This window comes from Rhizobium sp. O111 (assembly GCF_055616315.1).
Genome location: NZ_JBSHXL010000001.1, coordinates 872068 through 889744, shown reverse-complemented (window position 1 = coordinate 889744; position 17677 = coordinate 872068). Strand labels below are relative to the sequence as shown.

At 60.5% G+C, this 17677-nt stretch carries 21 protein-coding genes; 8 read left to right on the top strand and 13 right to left on the bottom strand.

Going from position 1 to position 17677, the window contains the following annotated elements:
• The 4 genes from ygfZ (at position 1) to ACVTFQ_RS04440 (ending at position 2846) form a co-directional block, all read left to right on the top strand.
• Positions 1-837, top strand: coding sequence for a CAF17-like 4Fe-4S cluster assembly/insertion protein YgfZ (ygfZ, locus tag ACVTFQ_RS04455; protein WP_111561084.1), 837 nt, complete (start codon positions 1-3; stop codon positions 835-837).
• 29 nt (positions 838-866) lie between these two features.
• Positions 867-1436 (top strand): YfbR-like 5'-deoxynucleotidase, encoded by a 570-nt coding sequence (locus tag ACVTFQ_RS04450; RefSeq protein ID WP_409527879.1) that lies wholly within the window; start codon positions 867-869, stop codon positions 1434-1436.
• A complete protein-coding gene (locus tag ACVTFQ_RS04445) occupies positions 1433-1954 on the top strand; it encodes a tyrosine phosphatase family protein (RefSeq protein ID WP_112950676.1) in 522 nt (173 codons plus the stop codon). Before ACVTFQ_RS04450 ends, ACVTFQ_RS04445 begins: the two co-directional genes overlap by 4 nt.
• Before the next feature lie 82 nt (positions 1955-2036).
• A complete protein-coding gene (locus tag ACVTFQ_RS04440; RefSeq protein WP_111561081.1) occupies positions 2037-2846 on the top strand; it encodes a mechanosensitive ion channel family protein in 810 nt (269 codons plus the stop codon).
• A 54-nt stretch (positions 2847-2900) separates the two neighbouring features.
• On the opposite strand, the gene ACVTFQ_RS04435 is transcribed toward ACVTFQ_RS04440, so the two are convergent.
• Together ACVTFQ_RS04435 and ACVTFQ_RS04430 are read right to left on the bottom strand one after the other, a co-directional pair.
• Positions 2901-3416, bottom strand: a complete 516-nt coding sequence (locus ACVTFQ_RS04435) for a superoxide dismutase family protein (RefSeq protein WP_111561080.1) — start codon at positions 3414-3416, stop codon at positions 2901-2903.
• Positions 3417-3541: 125 nt separating this feature from the next.
• Positions 3542-3853, bottom strand: coding sequence for a hypothetical protein (locus ACVTFQ_RS04430; RefSeq protein ID WP_111561079.1), 312 nt, complete (start codon positions 3851-3853; stop codon positions 3542-3544).
• 441 nt (positions 3854-4294) lie between these two features.
• Here ACVTFQ_RS04430 and ACVTFQ_RS04425 point away from each other — a divergent pair, with 441 nt between their 5' ends.
• The 3 genes from ACVTFQ_RS04425 to ACVTFQ_RS04415 all read left to right on the top strand — a co-directional run bounded on the left by ACVTFQ_RS04425 (position 4295) and on the right by ACVTFQ_RS04415 (position 7745).
• Positions 4295-6169 (top strand): putative bifunctional diguanylate cyclase/phosphodiesterase, encoded by a 1875-nt coding sequence (locus ACVTFQ_RS04425; RefSeq protein WP_111561078.1) that lies wholly within the window; start codon positions 4295-4297, stop codon positions 6167-6169.
• A gap of 66 nt (positions 6170-6235) precedes the next feature.
• Positions 6236-6880 carry an HD domain-containing protein gene (locus ACVTFQ_RS04420; protein WP_111561077.1) on the top strand — a complete coding sequence of 215 codons (645 nt, stop codon included), beginning with the start codon at positions 6236-6238 and terminating at the stop codon, positions 6878-6880.
• A gap of 10 nt (positions 6881-6890) precedes the next feature.
• A complete protein-coding gene (locus ACVTFQ_RS04415; protein WP_111561076.1) occupies positions 6891-7745 on the top strand; it encodes an MOSC domain-containing protein in 855 nt (284 codons plus the stop codon).
• 7 nt (positions 7746-7752) lie between these two features.
• Here ACVTFQ_RS04415 and recO read toward each other — a convergent pair whose 3' ends face one another.
• The 11 genes from recO to rpoZ all read right to left on the bottom strand — a co-directional run bounded on the left by recO (position 7753) and on the right by rpoZ (position 16784).
• The gene (gene recO / locus ACVTFQ_RS04410) at positions 7753-8493 is read right to left on the bottom strand and encodes a DNA repair protein RecO (RefSeq protein ID WP_111561075.1); all 741 of its coding nucleotides are present in this window, start codon (positions 8491-8493) and stop codon (positions 7753-7755) included.
• Positions 8494-8556: 63 nt separating this feature from the next.
• Entirely contained in the window at positions 8557-8919 is a 363-nt protein-coding gene (locus tag ACVTFQ_RS04405; protein ID WP_111561525.1) for a response regulator, read from the bottom strand.
• A gap of 232 nt (positions 8920-9151) precedes the next feature.
• A complete protein-coding gene (locus ACVTFQ_RS04400) occupies positions 9152-9904 on the bottom strand; it encodes a Crp/Fnr family transcriptional regulator (RefSeq protein WP_047513471.1) in 753 nt (250 codons plus the stop codon).
• Between the two features lie 138 nt (positions 9905-10042).
• Positions 10043-10984, bottom strand: a complete 942-nt coding sequence (era, locus tag ACVTFQ_RS04395; protein ID WP_112436856.1) for a GTPase Era — start codon at positions 10982-10984, stop codon at positions 10043-10045.
• Between the two features lie 8 nt (positions 10985-10992).
• Positions 10993-11712, bottom strand: coding sequence for a ribonuclease III (gene rnc, locus ACVTFQ_RS04390; RefSeq protein WP_111561073.1), 720 nt, complete (start codon positions 11710-11712; stop codon positions 10993-10995).
• Entirely contained in the window at positions 11709-12452 is a 744-nt protein-coding gene (gene lepB, locus ACVTFQ_RS04385) for a signal peptidase I (protein ID WP_047513477.1), read from the bottom strand. Before lepB ends, rnc begins: the two co-directional genes overlap by 4 nt.
• A gap of 128 nt (positions 12453-12580) precedes the next feature.
• Positions 12581-12985: a holo-ACP synthase gene (gene acpS / locus ACVTFQ_RS04380; RefSeq protein WP_047513480.1), complete on the bottom strand. Its 405-nt coding sequence runs from the start codon at positions 12983-12985 to the stop codon at positions 12581-12583.
• Entirely contained in the window at positions 12982-13572 is a 591-nt protein-coding gene (locus ACVTFQ_RS04375; protein ID WP_026283062.1) for a DUF2062 domain-containing protein, read from the bottom strand. Before ACVTFQ_RS04375 ends, acpS begins: the two co-directional genes overlap by 4 nt.
• A 136-nt stretch (positions 13573-13708) precedes the next feature.
• Positions 13709-13858, bottom strand: a complete 150-nt coding sequence (locus ACVTFQ_RS04370) for a DUF3563 family protein (RefSeq protein WP_018898814.1) — start codon at positions 13856-13858, stop codon at positions 13709-13711.
• A 180-nt stretch (positions 13859-14038) separates the two neighbouring features.
• The gene (locus tag ACVTFQ_RS04365) at positions 14039-16285 is read right to left on the bottom strand and encodes a RelA/SpoT family protein (protein WP_111561072.1); all 2247 of its coding nucleotides are present in this window, start codon (positions 16283-16285) and stop codon (positions 14039-14041) included.
• Between the two features lie 100 nt (positions 16286-16385).
• On the bottom strand, positions 16386-16784 hold the full coding sequence (gene rpoZ / locus ACVTFQ_RS04360; RefSeq protein WP_018898816.1) for a DNA-directed RNA polymerase subunit omega: 399 nt from the start codon (positions 16782-16784) through the stop codon (positions 16386-16388).
• Positions 16785-17065: 281 nt separating this feature from the next.
• Between rpoZ and ACVTFQ_RS04355 the strand changes: the two genes are divergently transcribed.
• On the top strand, positions 17066-17647 hold the full coding sequence (locus ACVTFQ_RS04355) for a LabA-like NYN domain-containing protein (RefSeq protein ID WP_018898817.1): 582 nt from the start codon (positions 17066-17068) through the stop codon (positions 17645-17647).
• Positions 17648-17677 lie beyond the last annotated feature (30 nt).

Here is a 17677-nt window from a genome sequence, read left to right as displayed (position 1 = left end):
ATGCCAGCCGTATTTCTGAAAGACCGCGCGCTCATCCGGGTGAGCAGCGCCGAGGCCCAGTCCTTTCTGCAGAACTTGATCACGACCGATATCGTGTCGCTGGATGCAGCCGAGACGCGCCCAGGCGCATTGCTGACGCCACAGGGCAAGATCCTGTTCGATTTCATGATCTGGCGCGATGGCGACGACTTCATCATCGAGACTGACGAAAGCCAGCGCGAGGCGCTGACGAAGCGGCTGACGATGTACAAGCTGCGTGCTGCCGTGGCTCTTGCCGACGAGGGCAATGGCGTTACCGTCTCGTGGGATGACGCTTCGACCGATGGCTTCAAGGACAGCCGATTCGCCAAGGCGGGCATCAACGTTTTCCGCCGCCCGGGCGAGCATGGCAGCGACGATATCGCGCTTTACGACGCGCTGCGCGCCGCGCATGGCGTCGCCGTATCCGGCTCCGACTACGCGCTTCAGGACGCCTTTCCGCATGACGTGCTGATGGACCTGAATGGCGGGCTCTCGTTCAAGAAGGGCTGCTATGTCGGCCAGGAAGTGGTGTCGCGCATGCAGCACCGGGGAACGGCGCGTCGTCGCGTCGTGACCGTGAGCAGCACCGAGCCGCTCCCCGCCTCCGGCACCGACATCACAGCCAACGGCAAGCCTGTCGGTACGCTCGGGTTGGTCTCGGGACATGGCGGGCTCGCCATCATCCGAATCGATCGCGCCGGTGAGGCCATGTCGTCGGGTACGCCACTGCTTGCCGGCGACGTCACCGTGACGGTTGCGCTGCCCGCATGGTCCGCGCTCGTCTTTCCGGCCGCCTCCGACGAGGCCAGCGCTTGACGACGAAGGCTCCCCGCGCCTGGCAGCGCATGCTTTCGGGGCGCAGGCTCGACCTGCTCGACCCCTCGCCTCTCGATGTCGAGGTGAGCGATATCGCCCACGGCCTGGCGCGCGTTGCCCGCTGGAACGGACAGACATCGGGCGATCACGCCTTTTCGGTCGCGCAGCACAGTCTCGTGGTCGAGGACATCTTCCGGCGGCTGAACGAGGCGACGCCGGACCAGTGCCTGATGGCGCTGCTTCACGATGCGCCCGAATATGTGATCGGCGACATGATTTCGCCGTTCAAATCGGTGGTCGGCGGCGGCTACAAGACCGTCGAGAAAAGGCTTGAGGCGGCGATCCATCTGAGGTTCGGGCTGCCGCCGCATGCATCCCGAGAACTCAAGGACAACATCAAGAAGGCCGATACGATCGCGGCCTATTTCGAGGCGTCGCAGCTTGCCGGCTTCAGCGCCAGCGAGGCGCAGAAGCTCTTCGGCCAGCCGCGCGGGATCACCAAGGAGATGCTCTTGTTGACACCGCTGCCGGCGATCGAGGCGCAGCGGCTGTTTTGCGAGCGCTTCGCCGTCATCGACGGCCTGCGGGGCAAGTCATGACCTCGATCGTCGTGACTCCACTTGCCCGCATCGCCGAAATGGCCGTGCGGCACCGCGCCCGCGAAATGATCAGCCTGATGGCGAAGGAACAGAGCTTCCATCGCCCGGCGGTCATTCAGGCGCACCGGCATCTGCTGCTCCACATGAACGACATCGCCTTCAAGGGCACGGGCAATCTCGTGGCGCCCGATGAGACGCATGTCCGAGAGATTATCGACTTTGCGGCGGGGTGGGATCAGACGGCGCCGCTCATCGTTCACTGCTGGATGGGCGTATCGCGCTCGCCGGCTGCGGCGGTGATCGCGGCCTTGTCGCTGAGGCCGGACCAGAGCGAGGAAGAGTTGGCGCAGCGTCTGCGCGCGGCCTCGCCCTATGCCACGCCGAACATGCGGATCATCGAGATCGGCGATCAACTGCTTGGCCGCGATGGGCGGCTGGTCAAGGCGATCAAGGCGATCGGCCGTGGCGCCGATGCGGATGGAAACGCGCCCTTCGTCCTTGCGCTTGACGAAGCGTGACGGTTTCAAACGGTTGACGCGCCTGCCTTCTGTCCCATCTACGCAGGTCAACCGATAATCATTTCAGATATTTGGCGAGATCATGGAACAACAGGCAACCGACGTAATCGTGGCAACCCGAACGGCTTTGAGCCAGGCGAGCGCGCTTGCGGTCCAATACTCATTCTCCATCCTCGGCGCGCTGATCCTCCTGGTGCTTGGCTGGTTGATGGCGAGTTTCGTCAGCCGCTGGGCGTTTGAAGGCATCTCGCGGGTGCGTGGGATCGACGAGACGCTGGCGCGTTTCTTCACCAATGTCCTGCATTACGCGCTGCTGATTCTGGTGTTCATCACCGTGCTCGGGCAATTCGGCGTGCAGACGGCCTCGATCATCGCGGCTCTTGGTGCTGCAGGCTTGGCCATTGGTTTGGCACTGCAGGGTACGCTGCAGAACATCGCTGCGGGCATCATGCTTTTGATCCTGCGGCCGTTCCGGGTGGGCGAGTATATCGCGACGGGCAGCGTCGCCGGCACGGTCCGTGAGATCGGGCTGTTCGCGACCGAGTTCCGCACCGCCGACGGGCTCTATCTGCTGGCGCCGAACTCGACGCTCTGGAATACGCCGATCACCAATTACAGCCGCGAGAAGACGCGCAAGAACGATCTCACCATCAATGTGCGCGCCGGCGACGATGTCGATCTGGCGATGAAGGTGCTGACGGATATCGCAAAGGCCGATTCGCGGGTCGAGAAGTCGCCGCAGCCGAAGACCTATATCGACGCGGTGACGTCGGACAAGATCACGCTGACGCTGCGCTATTGGGCGAAGACCGGCGAATGGGACGATGCGCGCCGAGAGATTCTCGGCCGAGTGAAGGCGAGCTTCGACGAGAAGGGCCTGCCGATTCTTTAAGAGGCGGCCGCCAGGCTGGCGGCCACCCCTATCTCTGCCATGGCAGAGTGAATGCTACTTGATGACGGCGCAGGCAAGACGGGCGCCGGCATCGCCGGCCGGCTGGCTGCGGTAGTCATCGGAATTTTCATGGATCATCAGGGCGCGGCCGCGAATGCCGTTGTCCTTGCCGTCGAGCGTCACCATCCCATCGAAGACCTGCGCTCTCAGCACACCGTCCTGCCCGACATACTGGTTCGGCATATCGCCGGCATGCGGCCCCTTGGCGGCGAGCAGACCGTGCTCGGCCTTGGTAGGGTTGAAGTGCTTGCCGGCCGATTCGTGATGGCTGGCGGCATCGCACTTGCCGGTTTCGTGGACGTGGAAGGCGACCCACTTGTTGGCCGGAAGGCCGGACACTTCAAGCTCGATCAAGACGCCACCGGCGGCGGCGGCCGTCAATGTGGCGCGGCCATCATCCTTGCCATCGGCGCCGACGAAATTGGCCTGCGCGGTCTGCTTGTCCTGCGCGACAGCAACAGTCGCCAAGGCCGCGACGGTCGCGAATGCTAGAGATAGAAGCCGTTTCATGCTGTTTCCCTCCTGTGAGCCCTCTTTCAGAAACGCGTGCGGCGTGCCGGTGTTCCAGCATAGAGCGCAAAGAAAAAGCCGACCAACCGGCCGGCTTCTTCTTTGATCAATTCATGAGCGAGCGATCAGGACGCGATGTCGAGATCATACTGGCCATAGGTGTTCTGATAGAGAACATTGGCCGAGTTTGACTGGCTTTCATAAGTGGAGCTCAAAGCACCAGACTGGCGCGCGCCCATCATGAATGCGAGGACGCCGTTCGACAGCTTGGGTGCTTCCTGGGTGCTCTGGGACTGGCTTACAACGGACAGAATCCCCGGCTTCTCATCAGCCGCACGCTCACTACGGCTCAACACGCCGTCACTGTTGGAATCCAATCTCGAAAGAGTGCCGAGATACGCGTAGGACGTATCAACTGCAGACGAAATACGGTTCATACAAACCTCCGTTCACCGCATTACCGATGATGTTTGTACGCAATACGAATAGGGAAAAATCAGAACTAAGCCGGTGGATAAACTGATTTGCGAGGCCGGTCAATAAGTTGTTAATGCCGCATTAACCATGATTGACAAATTCTGACACTCTGATCGCGGCCAGAGTAGCCGGATCCTTTGGTCACTCCACCTGAGCGACGCATGGATAAATATAGCGGGAACCATATATCTTTTTGTGAAACAACTAAATATTAATGCGACTAGGAGATTATGCCGGCCAAATTTAGAGCATAAAAACAATCCTAGATTGCATATTTATTTTGCTTCAAACGCTTCAGGAATGCCTTCGCATGTTGCCCATGCCATACGGGATCCGAACCGCCGGACAATCAACCCACCGCTCCAACATGCTTATAGGCACCGGAGAGGAGAGCAGCGGCTATGGAAGCTGAAGCGCTGTTCAGGCGCCAGTGTGCCGCGTCCCTCAATGAAGACGGCACCACCGACGGACAACGGCTCGTGAGACTCGTTATCGACACCTACCGCGAACAAGCCGGCAGCATCCGCAGCCTCGAGCGCCAAGCCAACCTGACCCTTGAAGAAAACGAGGCGCTGCAAGTCCTCCTCAATCAGGCGAACAGAAGCCTGACTGAGCAAAGTCACCTTCTTGAGATCGTCCTCAATCACCTGCCGCTCGGCCTGTGTATTTTCGATTCGGAACAACGCCTCATCGTATCGAACATTCGCTTCCAGCAACTGTTCGGGCTGGAGGCGGACGACACGCGAGCGGGAACATCGATCAGCTCGCTGATTGCCAAGATCGACGGCCTGGAAAAGCCGGAGGTGAGAGCCGCCACTCGCGAGGGCCGCGCCGACGGCGGACGCATCCGCCGTCGCGAATGGGAGATGAATGACGGCCGCATCATTCAGAGCGTCGTTACCGTGCTTCCCGACGGCAGCAACATCTCCATTCATGCGGATATCACCGACGACCGAAAGGCCGCAGAGCGCATTGCGTTTCTGGCGCACCACGACCCCCTCACCGGCCTGCCCAACCGAATCCGGTTCCGTGAACAGCTGGATACGGCGCTTGGTGCGCGCAAGCCGGACGATCAGATCGCGCTTATCCACCTCAACCTCGACCGCTTCAAGTCCGTCAACAACACGCTTGGCGTTTCGGCGGGCGACAAGATCCTGCGGCAGGTTGCCGATCGTTTGCGCGCCCTTGCCGGCAAGAGCAACATTCTCGCGCGCCTGGGATCCGATGAGTTCGCCATTCTGCAATGCGGGCGAGAGCAGCCGTGGAATGTCATGGCGCTTGCCGATCAGATCAGGCGCGAGCTCTCCGAACCTTTCTTCCGCGGAGAAAAGGCGGTCGAACTCAGCGTTTCCATGGGCATAGCCGTCTGCCCCAAGGACGGCACGGAGACCGAACTGCTTCTGAAACATGCCGGCGTGGCGCTTTCGCACGCAAAGAGCGGCGGCAGACGCGGCGAGCGCTTTTTCAGCTCGGAGATGGAAGCGCAGCTTGAAGCGCGACACGCCCTTGAGGCGGATCTGCGCAGGGCCGTTCACAACGAGGAATTCGAGCTTCACTATCAACCGCTCTATGACATGGCCGAACGTCGTATCTGCGGTTTCGAAGCACTGCTCCGCTGGAGCCACCCGACCCGTGGCCGGATCGCGCCGATGGAGTTCATTCCGTTGGCCGAAGAAGTTGGGCTTATCGTCGACATCGGACGATGGGTGCTCAAGCGCGCTTGCACGGACGCTGCCACCTGGCCCGCCGATATCAAGGTCGCTGTCAACGTCTCGGCGATCCAGTTTATCTCCAGTGATCTGGAGGAGGATGTCTCGGCCGCGCTTGCAGCATCCGAGCTTGCGCCCGAGCGTCTGGAAATCGAGATCACCGAGAGCGTTCTTATGGAGAACCGCGACGAGGCGCTGCCGATCCTGCATGCGCTTCGCCAGCGCGGCATCCGTATCTCCATGGACGATTTCGGCACCGGCTACTCGTCGCTCAGCTATCTGAGCAGCTTCCCCTTCGACAAGATCAAGATCGACAAATCCTTCGTCAACGACATCGTCGACAACAAGGAAGCCTTCGCGATCATGCGCGCCATCATTCTGCTCGGCAACGCGCTCGGCATGCGGGTTACCGTTGAAGGCGTGGAGACGGCGCAGCAGCACGACCTGCTGGCGCAGGAAGCCTGCGACGAGATACAGGGCTATCATATTAGTTCGCCCCGCCCAGCCTTTGACGTGCCGCAGTTGCTCGCGGGGTCGCAACGCAGTGGCAAAGCCCAGGCCGTGTGACGCCGCATTGCGACTCGTCACCGCCCGCTCTAAGAGAGGCGATCTCCGTCTACTCCTGGTGCGCACATGAAAGAGGCTCAGGCCTTCCGTCCCTACGAAACGCTCGCTGAAGCGCTTATCCCGCATTCGCACGAAGGCGACGATGGTTCGCATGATCTCGCGCATATCTTGCGCGTCTTCAAGAACGCCATGCGCATCCAGGCGAGCGAAAGCGGAGATGGCCGCATTCTTGCCGCCGCGGTCTTGCTGCATGATTGCGTGGCCGTCGAGAAGAGCTCGCCGCTCAGAGCCCAGGCATCCGCGCTTGCGGCGGACAAAGCCTCTGGGGTGCTGGCCGGGCTTGGATGGTCGAAGGACGATATCGCCGCCGTCGCCCATGCGATCCTGACGCACAGCTTCTCGGCCAACATCGCGCCCGAGACGCTGGAAGCGAAGATCTTGCAGGATGCAGACCGGCTGGATGCAATCGGCATGGTCGGCGCGGGCCGCTGCTTTTATATCGGCGGGCGCATGGCGTCGTCGCTTTACGACCCGCTCGACCCGGCTGGAAACGATCGACCGCTTGACGACCGGCGTTATGTCATCGACCATTTCCAGACGAAACTGTTCAAGCTGGCCGATGGGTTCAAGACGGCCGCTGGCCGGGCGCTTGCGGCGGAGCGCGACAAGAGGCTGCGGGATTTTCTCGACGCCTTCATGGACGAAATCTAGGAGGACTTACATGCGCGTCAGCGATCTCTTCATCTATCCGCTCAAAAGCGCCCGTGGCATCGCGCTTCAAAGCACCGAGATCAATGCCTTCGGCCTGCCCGGCGACCGGCGCGCGATGCTGATCAATCCGGATGGGAGCTTCATTACCCAGCGCGAAATGACGGATCTGGCGCGGCTCGACGTTCGGCAGGAAGCCAACGGCTTTCATCTCGGCATGAACGGGGAGACCCTGTTCGTCCCCCTGCCCGATGGCAACAAGCGCATCGATGTCTCGATCTGGAAGTCGATCGTCAATGCCGCGATCGCCGACGACCACTCCAACCAAGTGCTCTCGCGCTGGTTCGGCCGGGACCTGAAATTCGTGTTCTTCGACGACGACGCCAATCGCATCGCGAGCCCGGAATGGGCGGGCGACGACACGCCGGTGACTTTCGCAGACGGCTACCAGATCCTGGTGACCACGACCGGGTCGCTGAAGGCGCTCAACGCCGATATCGGGGCTCATGGAGAAGGCAGCGTCGGCATGGAGCGGTTCCGGCCGAACATCGTCATCGACACGGACGAAGCCTGGCCGGAGGATCGCTGGGCGGCCATCGAGATCGGCGGCATCCGTTTCGATCTGGTGAAGCCGTGCGCGCGGTGCATCATGACCACGCAGGACCAGCAGACAGGTTCGCGCGAGGTTGCGAACCCGATGCCGGCCATGGGACGCATCCGCATGTCGGCAGACCGTCGTGTCCCCGGGCCGCTGTTCGGCTGGAACGTCACGCCACGCGCGGCGGGTGCGATTTCGATCGGCGATACGGTGAAGGTGCTCGACGAACGCCCGGATGGATGGGCGTTCAAGGTGCGCAAGCGCGCCTAAGGGTAGACTAGGCAGCAGCGAGCTTCAGCGCCTTTAGCGCGGCCTGCACGAAGCCCTCGCGGGCTGTGGACGGTTCCAGTCCGCGCGGCTCGTAGACGTGGCGGTGCAGAAAGAAAGCCGTCAGGCGAAATGCCTCGGACAGGCTGTCGAAATCGGCGGCCTGCCGCTTTTCCACGGATAGAAACGCCGGCAAGGCAAACATCCTGTCGGCCCAGGGTGCGCCGGCTGTGCGGCTGACCGCGCGACCCGATTTCGGCGAGACATAGGCAAGATCGGCGCGGGTGCCGGTTGCGGCGCATTCGTTGAGATCCAGCCCAAAACCGAGATCGTTGAGCACGGCGAGTTCGAAGCGAACGAACAATTCGCCCGCATCGGCCGGGTTATCGAGATTGTCGAGAATGACTTCCAGCGCCTCGAAGAGATGCGGATGTGGATCGCGCTCCGGCAGAAGCCGGAGCAAGGCGCCCATGGCCTGCACGCCGTAAACCGCGGTCGCCGTTTCCATCAGCCGGGCGGCACGCAGCGTGAGCGGCTCGATCTTGAATTCGCCCATATGCTCATCGAGACGCGCGCGCCAGGTGACCTCGACCTCGTTGCCGGGCTGCAGCACCGGCTGCATGGCGCGCGAACGCCCGGATCGCACCATCCCTAAGTGACGACCGCGATCCGGCGTCATCACCTCGGTGATGACGCTTGTCTCGCCATGGCGCCGAACGCCAAGAATGATTGCACGACCTTGCCACTGCATTAGAAATCGACCTTCACACCACGCGCTATCCTAACGCATGGCGCAAGCCCTGTCATGAAAGCCTCAGGCCTCGGAGGGGAAAAGCCGGCGCAAGAAATCCCGCATTGCGTCTTCGTCGAACGGCTTGACGAGGAGCGGCCTGTTTTGCAGGTCTTCGGGAAAATCCAGCGTGTCGGAGTAGCCGCTGACGAAGCCGAAGGGGATTTCGGCGGCGACCAGCCGCCGGGCGAAATCGAAGCTCATGACCTCGCCGAGATTGACGTCAAGCAGGGCGAAATCATATCTGTCGGCCTGGATCGCCTCATTGGCCTGCTCGACGCTATTGCAAATATCGATGGTCTCGACACCGACGGCACGCAGAATGTCTTCCGCCTCCATCGCGATAATCAAGCTATCCTCGAGAACCAGAACACGTCTCGCGACCATGATCAGAAAGCCCTCTTCCGGGCGCCGCTCTCGACGCACCATGTATCCCAAAATCGCATTTCTACCCCTGACAACCCACGGCCTCAGCCGAGAATTTCACGCCGCCTATGCTTGCATAGCCGCTTTTTCAGTCCCGGTCGATATTAGCGAATCTCGACACAAGAATGGCTCGTGCTGGACATTAGGGTCCGGCCCTGGAATTTGCATTTAAAAAAGACATAGATAGAACCGCTTAGAGGAAGGGGCGCACCCTCTCGTCGAGCCCATCCCAGGCAGCAATTTTGGCGAGCGTTTCGCCATCCAGCACCTCGCAGGCGCGCTCCTGCCAGCGGATCAGATTGCGCGACGCGAGCTTTTTCAAGGTCTTGTTGGTGTGCACGATGGAGAGGCCGAGTGTGTCGGCGATGTGCTGCTGGGTGATTGGAATGGCGCTGTGGCCGTTGAAGAGATTGAGCTGCTTGCCGCGTTGATAAAGGAAGGCGATCAGGTAGGCGGCGCGCTCCAGCGCCGTGCGGCGACCGATGCTCAGGAGGTGTTCGTCGAGGATCCGCTCCTCTTGCGCCGCCATCCAGGTGATGTCGAAGGCGAGCGACGGATGCTTGTTGTAGAGCGTCATCAGCTTGTCACGCTCGAAGACGCAGAGCGAGACCGGCGACAGCGCCTCGATCGAGTGCTGCATCTCACCCATGATGGTGCCTTGCAGGCCGATCAGATCGCCGGGCATGATGTAGTTCAGGATCTGTCGCCTGCCGTCTTCGAGCGTCTTGTAGCGGAAGCCCCAGCCGGTCAGCACGGTGAACAGGTGCGCGCTATGAGCGCCTTCAACGAGGATCGTGGCGCCTGCATCGGCCGCCAGTTCACCCTTCTTGAACTTTGAAATGAAGCCCAGCTCGTCGCCGGTGAACTCGCGGAAATGCGGCAGCGGCCGCAAGGGACACTGTTCGCAGGGTGTCTTGAACGAATGCGTCGGCCGTGATGTCGCCATGCGCTCCCCATAATCCAGAAAAAGCGGCGCCCCGAAATCGAGACGCCGCTTTTAAAGAACTCATCACTTGCAGCTTTGTTCCTTCGTTATCCAGATTTTTTCAAGGAAACGAGGGACTTGCGCCATAACCGGGGCAGCTTACTGGCGCGGGAACTCCAGGCCCATTTCGCGGAAGCGTTCGGGATCGTCGCCCCAGTTCTCGCGCACCTTCACGAAGAGGAAGAGGTGTACGGTCTGCTCAAGGATCTCAGACAGTTCCTTGCGCGATGCGGTCGAGATCGCCTTGATTGCTTCGCCATTCTTGCCGAGAGCGATCTTCTTCTGGCTGTCGCGCTCGACGTAGATCACCTGCTCGATGCGAACGGAGCCGTCCTTGCGCTCTTCCCACTTTTCCGTCTCGACATGCGAGGCGTAGGGAAGCTCCTGATGCAGGCGCAGAAACAGCTTCTCGCGGGTGATTTCGGCCGCCAGCTGGCGCATCGGCAGATCGGAAATCTGGTCTTCCGGATAATACCAAGGACCCTCGGGAAGCGTCTTGGAAAGGTAGTCCATGACGTCATCACAGCCCGAACCGTTTTCGGCCGAGATCATGAAGGTCTGGTCGAAAGCGACGTATTCGTTGGCTGCCGAGGCCAGCGCCAGCAGATCCTCGCGCTTGACACGGTCGATCTTGTTGAGAGCGAGGATCTTGCGCTGGGGCACGTCCTTCAGGCTCTCGAGGATCTTCTCGGCGTCGCCGCGCAGGCCACGCTCGCTGTCGATCAGGAGCATGATGATATCGGCATCCTTGGCGCCGCCCCAGGCGGAGGTGACCATGGCGCGATCGAGCCGACGACGCGGCTTGAAGATGCCAGGCGTGTCCATGAAGACGATCTGGGCGTTGTCGTGGGTTGCGATGCCGCGGATGACCGCGCGCGTCGTCTGCACCTTGTGGCTGACGATCGAGACCTTGGCGCCAACCAGGCGGTTCAGCAAGGTCGACTTGCCGGCATTGGTCGGCCCGATCAGGGCGACGAAGCCGGAATGCGTCGGGCCAGCGGGTTCAGCGGCGCTATCCGCGATGTCGTGTTCTTCGGTCATTGTTCCCGTCAATTTCCGGCAGACGATTTCTGCCAAATGCCTTCGCGTTCGAGCATCTTCGTCGCGGCCACCTGCTCGGCGGCACGCTTGGAGCGCTCGACGCCCGTTTCCGGCTTCACGCCGGCGACTTCGACCGTCACCGTGAAGCGCGGATCATGATCCGGTCCGGTGCGTTCTTCAACCCGGTAGTTTGGCGTCACGCCGAATTTGGCATGCGACCATTCCTGCAATTCCGTCTTGGCGTCGCGCCTCGCGCCATCGGCGCGCACCGCCCGCTTTTCCCAATACTTCAAGATGAAGTGGCGGGCGACCTCCAGGCCGGCATCGAGATAGATCGCGGCGATCAGGCTTTCGACGACGTCGGCGCGAACATTCATCATGCGCTTGCCGGTGAGCTTCTTCACGTCGGCACCGGTGCGGATGTAGAGATGCAGGCCAAGCTCGTCGGCGACTTCAGCGCAGGTATCGGCGCTGACCAGCTGGTTCAGGCGGACAGAGAGTTCGCCTTCCGTGGCGGTGCCAAAGGTTCTGAAAAGCATCTCGGCGACACACAGGCCAAGGACCCGGTCGCCAAGAAACTCAAGCCGCTCATAGTTCGCGCCCTTCTGGGTGCGGGCGCTCGCATGCGTCAGTGCACGATCGAGGCGCTCCTTCTCGGCGAAGACATGGCCGATCAGCGCCTCGAGCTTTGTTCGGTCAGCCGCCGAAAGCGTCGGCGACTTGGTCATTCAACGCCCTTGAACAGTCGATCCCAACGCATGTTGGAAGGCCACTTCCAGATTTCGCGGAAGGAGGTGTCGTTGCCGAGCGAGAAGAAGATGACGCTGGCGCGGCCAACCAGATTTTCGGCCGGCACGAAACCGACGTCGAAGCGGCTGTCGAGCGAGTTGTCGCGGTTGTCGCCCATCATGAAGTAGTGACCTTCGGGAACGATGAACTCGCGGGTGTTGTCGCCGCGCGATACCGGAGATTGGTCGAGCGTGTCGTAGGTCACGCCGTTATCGAGCGTTTCGCGGAACACCGGAACGTCCTGGCCCGGATCCTGCGCGTAATCGGAGTTGAACGTACCATCCGGCACCTTCGGAACAGCCTTGCCGTTCACGTAGAGCACGCCATCGGTGACCTGGATATGGTCGCCGGGGAGACCGACGAGGCGCTTGATGTAATCGACCTCAGGATTCGGCGGGAAGCGGAAGACGACGACGTCGCCGCGCTTCGGCTCGCTTGCGAAGATGCGGCCGCTGAACAGGTTCGGCGAGAACGGCAGCGAGTATTTCGAATAGCCGTAAGCGAACTTGTTGACGAAGATATAGTCGCCGACGAGAAGCGTCGGCATCATCGAGCCCGAGGGAATGGTGAATGGCTGGAACAGGACCGTGCGGATGACCATCGCCAAGACGAGTGCCTGGACGATGACCTTGATGTTCTCCCAGAGGGCGTTCGGCTTGGCTTGAACTTTTTCGGACACGCAGTTCTATTCCTTCAGAGCGCCAAAACGGCGCAAGTCTTTAATCGGTTCTGTGTAGCGGCTTCGGCTGATTGCGGCAATGCCGCCAACATTAAAAGCGGGACATGTAACAGTCTGTTGCTCTGCAGTCAGTCGCTCAGCGGCAGGGCCTCGATGATGACGAAGGCCTGGGCCAATGGATAATCATCTGTAATTGTCAAATGGATGGCGGCGCGGTGCCCTGAGGGCAACATCTTCTGTAGAATCTCGCCGGCGCCGCCTGTCAGCTTCATCGTCGGCTTGCCGCTCGGGAGATTGACGACGCCCATGTCCTTCCAGAAGACACCCTGGGCGATGCCCGTGCCCAGAGCCTTGGAGCATGCCTCCTTGGCAGCGAAGCGCTTGGCATAGGAGGCGGCGCGGTTGGCGCGGCGGTCGGATTTCTGCTGTTCGATCTCGGTGAAGCAGCGATTGGTGAAGCGCTCGCCAAATCGCTCCAGCGACTTCTCCACGCGCCTGATATCGATGAGGTCGCTGCCGATACCGATGATCATACTGTTTCCTCAAGCGAAACGGGCTCAGCGACGCGCAGGCGCGCACGCTCCAGCAGGCGGGCGCGGCGGCGCCCCTGGAAGCCCCTCACCGTGTAGAATGTCGCGAAATAGATGGCCACGGCGGTGACGGCTGCCGGCGGCAGCGAACCGATCAGCATCGGCTCCAGCACCGGGCGCCAAAGCTCGCTGAAGTGCAGTTCGTGGAAGAGTGCGGGAAGATCGACCGCATTGCCCTGCATCGTATCCTTGCGGCTCAGGAGCAGATGCCCGATTTCCCAGGTCGTCCCCCAGATGAAAGGATAGGTCAGCGGGTTGCCGAAGGCCGCGCAGCCGAGAGCGGCGGCGACCATATTGCCTGACAACAGATAGGTGATGACGAAGGCCATGATGAAATGGACGCCGATGAACGGGGTCCAGGACACGAAGATCCCGGCCGCGACGCCAACAGCCACTGCATGTGGCGATGCCCTCAGGCGAAGCACGCGCATCACGAGATAGCGCGGAGGCCTCAAGAATCCCTTTCGTGGCCAAAGCAGCTCACGCAGCTTTTCACGAAATCCAGCGGGTTTCCGACGACGAAATAACATGGCGCGTATGTAGTGCATGCCGCACAGGCCTGACAAGAGCGCCAGACCTCCTCAGTCGCTATTTGATGTGCGCCGACTGAGTATCTACCGGGGCGTAACTCAAACGCCCCTTCCCACTTGCAAATCCGGTAACCGATTAACGGCTACGGAACAGACCACGGTCAACCTGACGCTGGCGATATTCGAGATCGATACGGTCGAACGAGCCGTTCAGGTATGCGGTTTCGCGTTCTTCAGCGCTCGGAGCGCGCAGGGCACGAGCGAACTTCTTGATCGGTGTAAACATTTGGATGCCTCTTCTTTCGGTCACTTGTTGATGACCAGAAGATAGGCGGGGCCGCGCCTTTTTACCAACGCTCTAATACTCAGTCAGCCATGCACTAAACGCATACCTAGCCCCTCATCTGCGACAATTTGACCATAAAACGATCACATATTGTGCAAACCGGGTGCAGATGCGCCCGCTTTACTCGTAAAGCCGGCGCACGGTCGCAACGCAATCCAGCTCATTCAGCTGCGCAAGCAATTGATTCAACTGGCGAAGATCCCAAACTTCCACATCGAGCGCCATCTCCGTGAAGTCGGTGGCGACGCGAACCGTGTTGAAGACGCGGATGTTGACGTCGACATCGGCGACGGTGCGGGCAAGCTTTGCGAGCGTACCGGGCTCGTTCAATGCATTGACCAGGATGCGGGCCATGAAGCGCGACTTGTTGGCCTCATCCAGATCCCAGCGCACGTCAATCCAGCGATCGGGCTGCTCGTCGAACCGCTGCAGCACGGGCGACTGGATCGGGTAGATCGTGATGCCCTTGGCGTTTTCGGTCGTGTTGGTGATGCCGACGATGCGATCGCCGGGTACCGCGCCGGTCGGGGCGAACTGCACATCGATATTGCTTGAGATGCCACGGATCGGCACGGCTTCGGCATCGCCGAGCGCCTCAAGGCCGTTCGGCGCATGCTCGCCGGCCTTGCCCTTATCGGGGATCTTGAAGATCATGCCGGTGGCGCTGCGAACATTGAACCAGCCATCGTCGCCCGAGGGCTTCGAGGTGATGCGCTCTTCCTGGTGATCGGGATAGACGGCGCGCAGCACGTCCAGCGACGACATCTCGCCGCGGCCGACGGAGGCAATCGCGTCCTCGACATCCTTCTGGCCGAGACGGTGCAGCGCCGGCTTCATCGCTTCGCGGGAGAAGACCTTGCCGGCGCGATCGAAGGTGCGCTCGAGAATGCGGTGGCCGAGGCCGGCATATTGCTTGCGGATGGCCATGCGGGTGGCGCGGCGGATGGCGGCGCGCGCCTTGCCGGTGACGACGATCTCTTCCCAGGCCGCCGGCGGCACCTGTACGCCGGAGCGGATGATCTCGACCTCGTCGCCATTCGCAAGGCGGGTGACGAGCGGCATGATGCGGCCGTTGATCTTGGCGCCAACCGTGGTGTCGCCGATGTTGGTGTGAACGGCGTAGGCGAAGTCGATCGGGGTGGCGCCGCGCGGAAGCGCAATCAGCTTGCCCTTCGGCGTGAAACAGAAGACCTGGTCCTGGAACAGCTCGAGCTTGGTATGCTCCAGAAACTCTTCCGGGCTGTCGCCTTCGGCCAGCGCTTCGATCGTATGGCGGAGCCAGGAATAGGCGTTGGATTCGCGAGAGAGGATGTCGCCATCAGCATTGCTGGCGCCGTCCTTGTAGAGCGTATGAGCGGCGATACCGAACTCGGCGATCTCGTGCATGCGCTTGGTGCGGATCTGCAGCTCGATGCGCTGGCTCGACGGGCCGACGATGGTGGTGTGCAGCGAACGGTAATCGTTCTGCTTCGGCGTCGAGATGTAGTCCTTGAAACGGCCGGGGACGACGCGCCAGCGGGTGTGGACGATGCCAAGACCACGGTAGCAGGACGGAATATCGTCGACGATGATGCGGAAGCCATAGACATCCGACAGCTGCTCGAAGGAGAGCGACTTCGACTGCATCTTGCGGAAAACGGAGTAAGGCTTCTTCTGGCGGCCCTTGACGTAGGCATTGGTCAGCCCGTTGGCGACAAGCAGGTCGCGCAGCTCGGTCTCGATCTTCTTGACCAGGCCTTCGTTGCGCCGCGACAGCTCCTCGAGCCGCTTGGTGACCGTGTCGTAGGCCTCGGGGTTGATGTGGCGGAAGGACAGGTCCTCCAGCTCCTCGCGCATATCCTGCATACCCATGCGGCCGGCGAGCGGTGCGTAGATATCCATCGTCTCTTCGGAAATGCGGGCGCGCTTTTCCGGTGACATATGGTCGAGGGTGCGCATGTTGTGCAGGCGGTCGGCCAGCTTGACCAGCAGCACGCGCACATCGTCGGAGATCGCCAGCAGCAGCTTGCGCAGGTTTTCGGCCTGCTTGGCTTTCTTGGTGACGAGATCGAGTTTCTTGATCTTCGTCAGGCCCTCGACCAGGCGGCCGATGTCTTCGCCGAAGAGCTCATCGATCTCGGCGCGGGTCGCGGTCGTGTCCTCGATCGTGTCATGCAGCAGGGCGACCGCAATCGTCGACTCGTCGAGATGCATGTCCGTGAGGATGGCGGCGACTTCGAGCGGGTGCGAGATATAGGGATCGCCGCTTGCCCGCTTCTGCTGCCCATGCTTCTGCATGGCATAGACATAGGCTTTGTTGAGCAGGGCTTCGTTGGCGTCGGGCTTGTATTTCTGAACCCGCTCCACGAGCTCGTACTGCCGCATCATGCCGAAACCACTCCATCACAAAAGAAAAGCGCGCCAATCACAGATTGGCGCACGTGATACTCAATCATATGCCGAAGCAATAATGGCGCAAGATTGACGATTAGTAATCGTCGCTCTTTTCCGGCGGCACGAGGCCTTCGATACCGGCCAGAAGCTCTTCTTCCGACATCTGGTCGAAGGTGATCGTCTCCGGAGCGTCTTCCTGCTCTTCGCCATCGGCAGCAGCCGCGGTGGTGATGAGGCTTGCCGGATCGGGCTCGGGCTCGTCGACTTCGACGTGCTTCTGCAGCGAATGGATCAGGTCTTCCTTCAGGTCGTCGGGAGACAGCATCTCATCGGCGATCTCACGAAGGGCGACGACCGGGTTCTTGTCGTTGTCGCGATCGATGGTGATCGAGGCGCCCTGGGAAATCAGCCGGGCACGGTGGCTGGCAAGCAGAACCAGCTCGAAGCGGTTCTCAACTTTGTCAATGCAATCTTCTACTGTGACACGGGCCATTGCCTGTCCTTTACGGTCGGGATCTCGGGATTAGCACGGCGATACAATTAAAAGCAGGCGAATTCAAGTTTTTAGTGAAGGAGCCGTTCGAGCCTGTGGGAACTTTCTAATTTTAGAGGTTTCCACTAAAAGTTGCTTGGAATATGCCGAATCCTGCCCTAAATCTGACTTATATGAATAGTTCATAAAGTAAGAATTGTTCTGAATTTTTCAGATAACCCATTGTTTTCGTGGGTTATCTGCAGCCGCATATTAGATTACTCAAAGTGGATTGGTACGCGATGTTCGACCCGCGAGAAAAAATTGCACTTTTCATTGATGGCGCCAATCTCTACGCGGCGTCCAAGAGTCTGGGCTTTGATATCGACTACAGAAAACTTCTGAAAGCCTTCCAGAAGCGCGGTTATCTGCTGCGCGCCTATTATTACACGGCCCTGATCGAGGACCAGGAATACTCCTCGATCCGCCCGCTGATCGACTGGCTGGATTACAACGGCTACAAGGTCGTGACCAAGCCGGCCAAGGAATTCACCGACTCCATGGGCCGCCGCAAGATCAAGGGCAACATGGATATCGAGCTCGCAATCGATGCCATGGAGCAATCCGAAACCGTCGATCATCTGGTGATTTTCTCCGGCGACGGTGATTTCACGACGCTGGTCGAGGCGCTGCAGCGCAAGGGCCGGAAGGTCTCGATCATCTCGACGATGGCGACCCAGCCGCCGATGATCGCCGACGATCTGCGCCGTCAGGCGGATCACTTCATCGACCTCTTGTCCCTGAAGAGCGAAATCGGCCGCGATCCGTCCGAGCGCCCTGCCCGTCCGGTCGAGCCTGCGGCATCCAGCGACTTCGAAAGCTGAGGCGAGCAAACAATGCTCAAAAAGAAAATC

What these genes read in the sequence shown, in the direction of transcription:
- ACVTFQ_RS04375 (WP_026283062.1), bottom strand. Translation starts at nt 13,572, where the DNA reads ATGTTATTTCGTCGTCGGAAACCCGCTGGATTTCGTGAAAAGCTGCGT.
- ACVTFQ_RS04420 (WP_111561077.1), top strand. Translation starts at nt 6,236, where the DNA reads ATGAAAGAGGCTCAGGCCTTCCGTCCCTACGAAACGCTCGCTGAAGCG.
- ACVTFQ_RS04445 (WP_112950676.1), top strand. Translation starts at nt 1,433, where the DNA reads ATGACCTCGATCGTCGTGACTCCACTTGCCCGCATCGCCGAAATGGCC.
- rnc (WP_111561073.1), bottom strand. Translation starts at nt 11,712, where the DNA reads ATGACCAAGTCGCCGACGCTTTCGGCGGCTGACCGAACAAAGCTCGAG.
- ACVTFQ_RS04415 (WP_111561076.1), top strand. Translation starts at nt 6,891, where the DNA reads ATGCGCGTCAGCGATCTCTTCATCTATCCGCTCAAAAGCGCCCGTGGC.
- ACVTFQ_RS04355 (WP_018898817.1), top strand. Translation starts at nt 17,066, where the DNA reads ATGTTCGACCCGCGAGAAAAAATTGCACTTTTCATTGATGGCGCCAAT.
- ACVTFQ_RS04405 (WP_111561525.1), bottom strand. Translation starts at nt 8,919, where the DNA reads ATGGTCGCGAGACGTGTTCTGGTTCTCGAGGATAGCTTGATTATCGCG.
- ACVTFQ_RS04430 (WP_111561079.1), bottom strand. Translation starts at nt 3,853, where the DNA reads ATGAACCGTATTTCGTCTGCAGTTGATACGTCCTACGCGTATCTCGGC.
- ACVTFQ_RS04440 (WP_111561081.1), top strand. Translation starts at nt 2,037, where the DNA reads ATGGAACAACAGGCAACCGACGTAATCGTGGCAACCCGAACGGCTTTG.
- ACVTFQ_RS04365 (WP_111561072.1), bottom strand. Translation starts at nt 16,285, where the DNA reads ATGATGCGGCAGTACGAGCTCGTGGAGCGGGTTCAGAAATACAAGCCC.
- acpS (WP_047513480.1), bottom strand. Translation starts at nt 12,985, where the DNA reads ATGATCATCGGTATCGGCAGCGACCTCATCGATATCAGGCGCGTGGAG.
- ygfZ (WP_111561084.1), top strand. Translation starts at nt 1, where the DNA reads ATGCCAGCCGTATTTCTGAAAGACCGCGCGCTCATCCGGGTGAGCAGC.
- ACVTFQ_RS04450 (WP_409527879.1), top strand. Translation starts at nt 867, where the DNA reads ATGCTTTCGGGGCGCAGGCTCGACCTGCTCGACCCCTCGCCTCTCGAT.
- recO (WP_111561075.1), bottom strand. Translation starts at nt 8,493, where the DNA reads ATGCAGTGGCAAGGTCGTGCAATCATTCTTGGCGTTCGGCGCCATGGC.
- ACVTFQ_RS04400 (WP_047513471.1), bottom strand. Translation starts at nt 9,904, where the DNA reads ATGGCGACATCACGGCCGACGCATTCGTTCAAGACACCCTGCGAACAG.
- ACVTFQ_RS04435 (WP_111561080.1), bottom strand. Translation starts at nt 3,416, where the DNA reads ATGAAACGGCTTCTATCTCTAGCATTCGCGACCGTCGCGGCCTTGGCG.
- ACVTFQ_RS04370 (WP_018898814.1), bottom strand. Translation starts at nt 13,858, where the DNA reads ATGTTTACACCGATCAAGAAGTTCGCTCGTGCCCTGCGCGCTCCGAGC.
- rpoZ (WP_018898816.1), bottom strand. Translation starts at nt 16,784, where the DNA reads ATGGCCCGTGTCACAGTAGAAGATTGCATTGACAAAGTTGAGAACCGC.
- ACVTFQ_RS04425 (WP_111561078.1), top strand. Translation starts at nt 4,295, where the DNA reads ATGGAAGCTGAAGCGCTGTTCAGGCGCCAGTGTGCCGCGTCCCTCAAT.
- era (WP_112436856.1), bottom strand. Translation starts at nt 10,984, where the DNA reads ATGACCGAAGAACACGACATCGCGGATAGCGCCGCTGAACCCGCTGGC.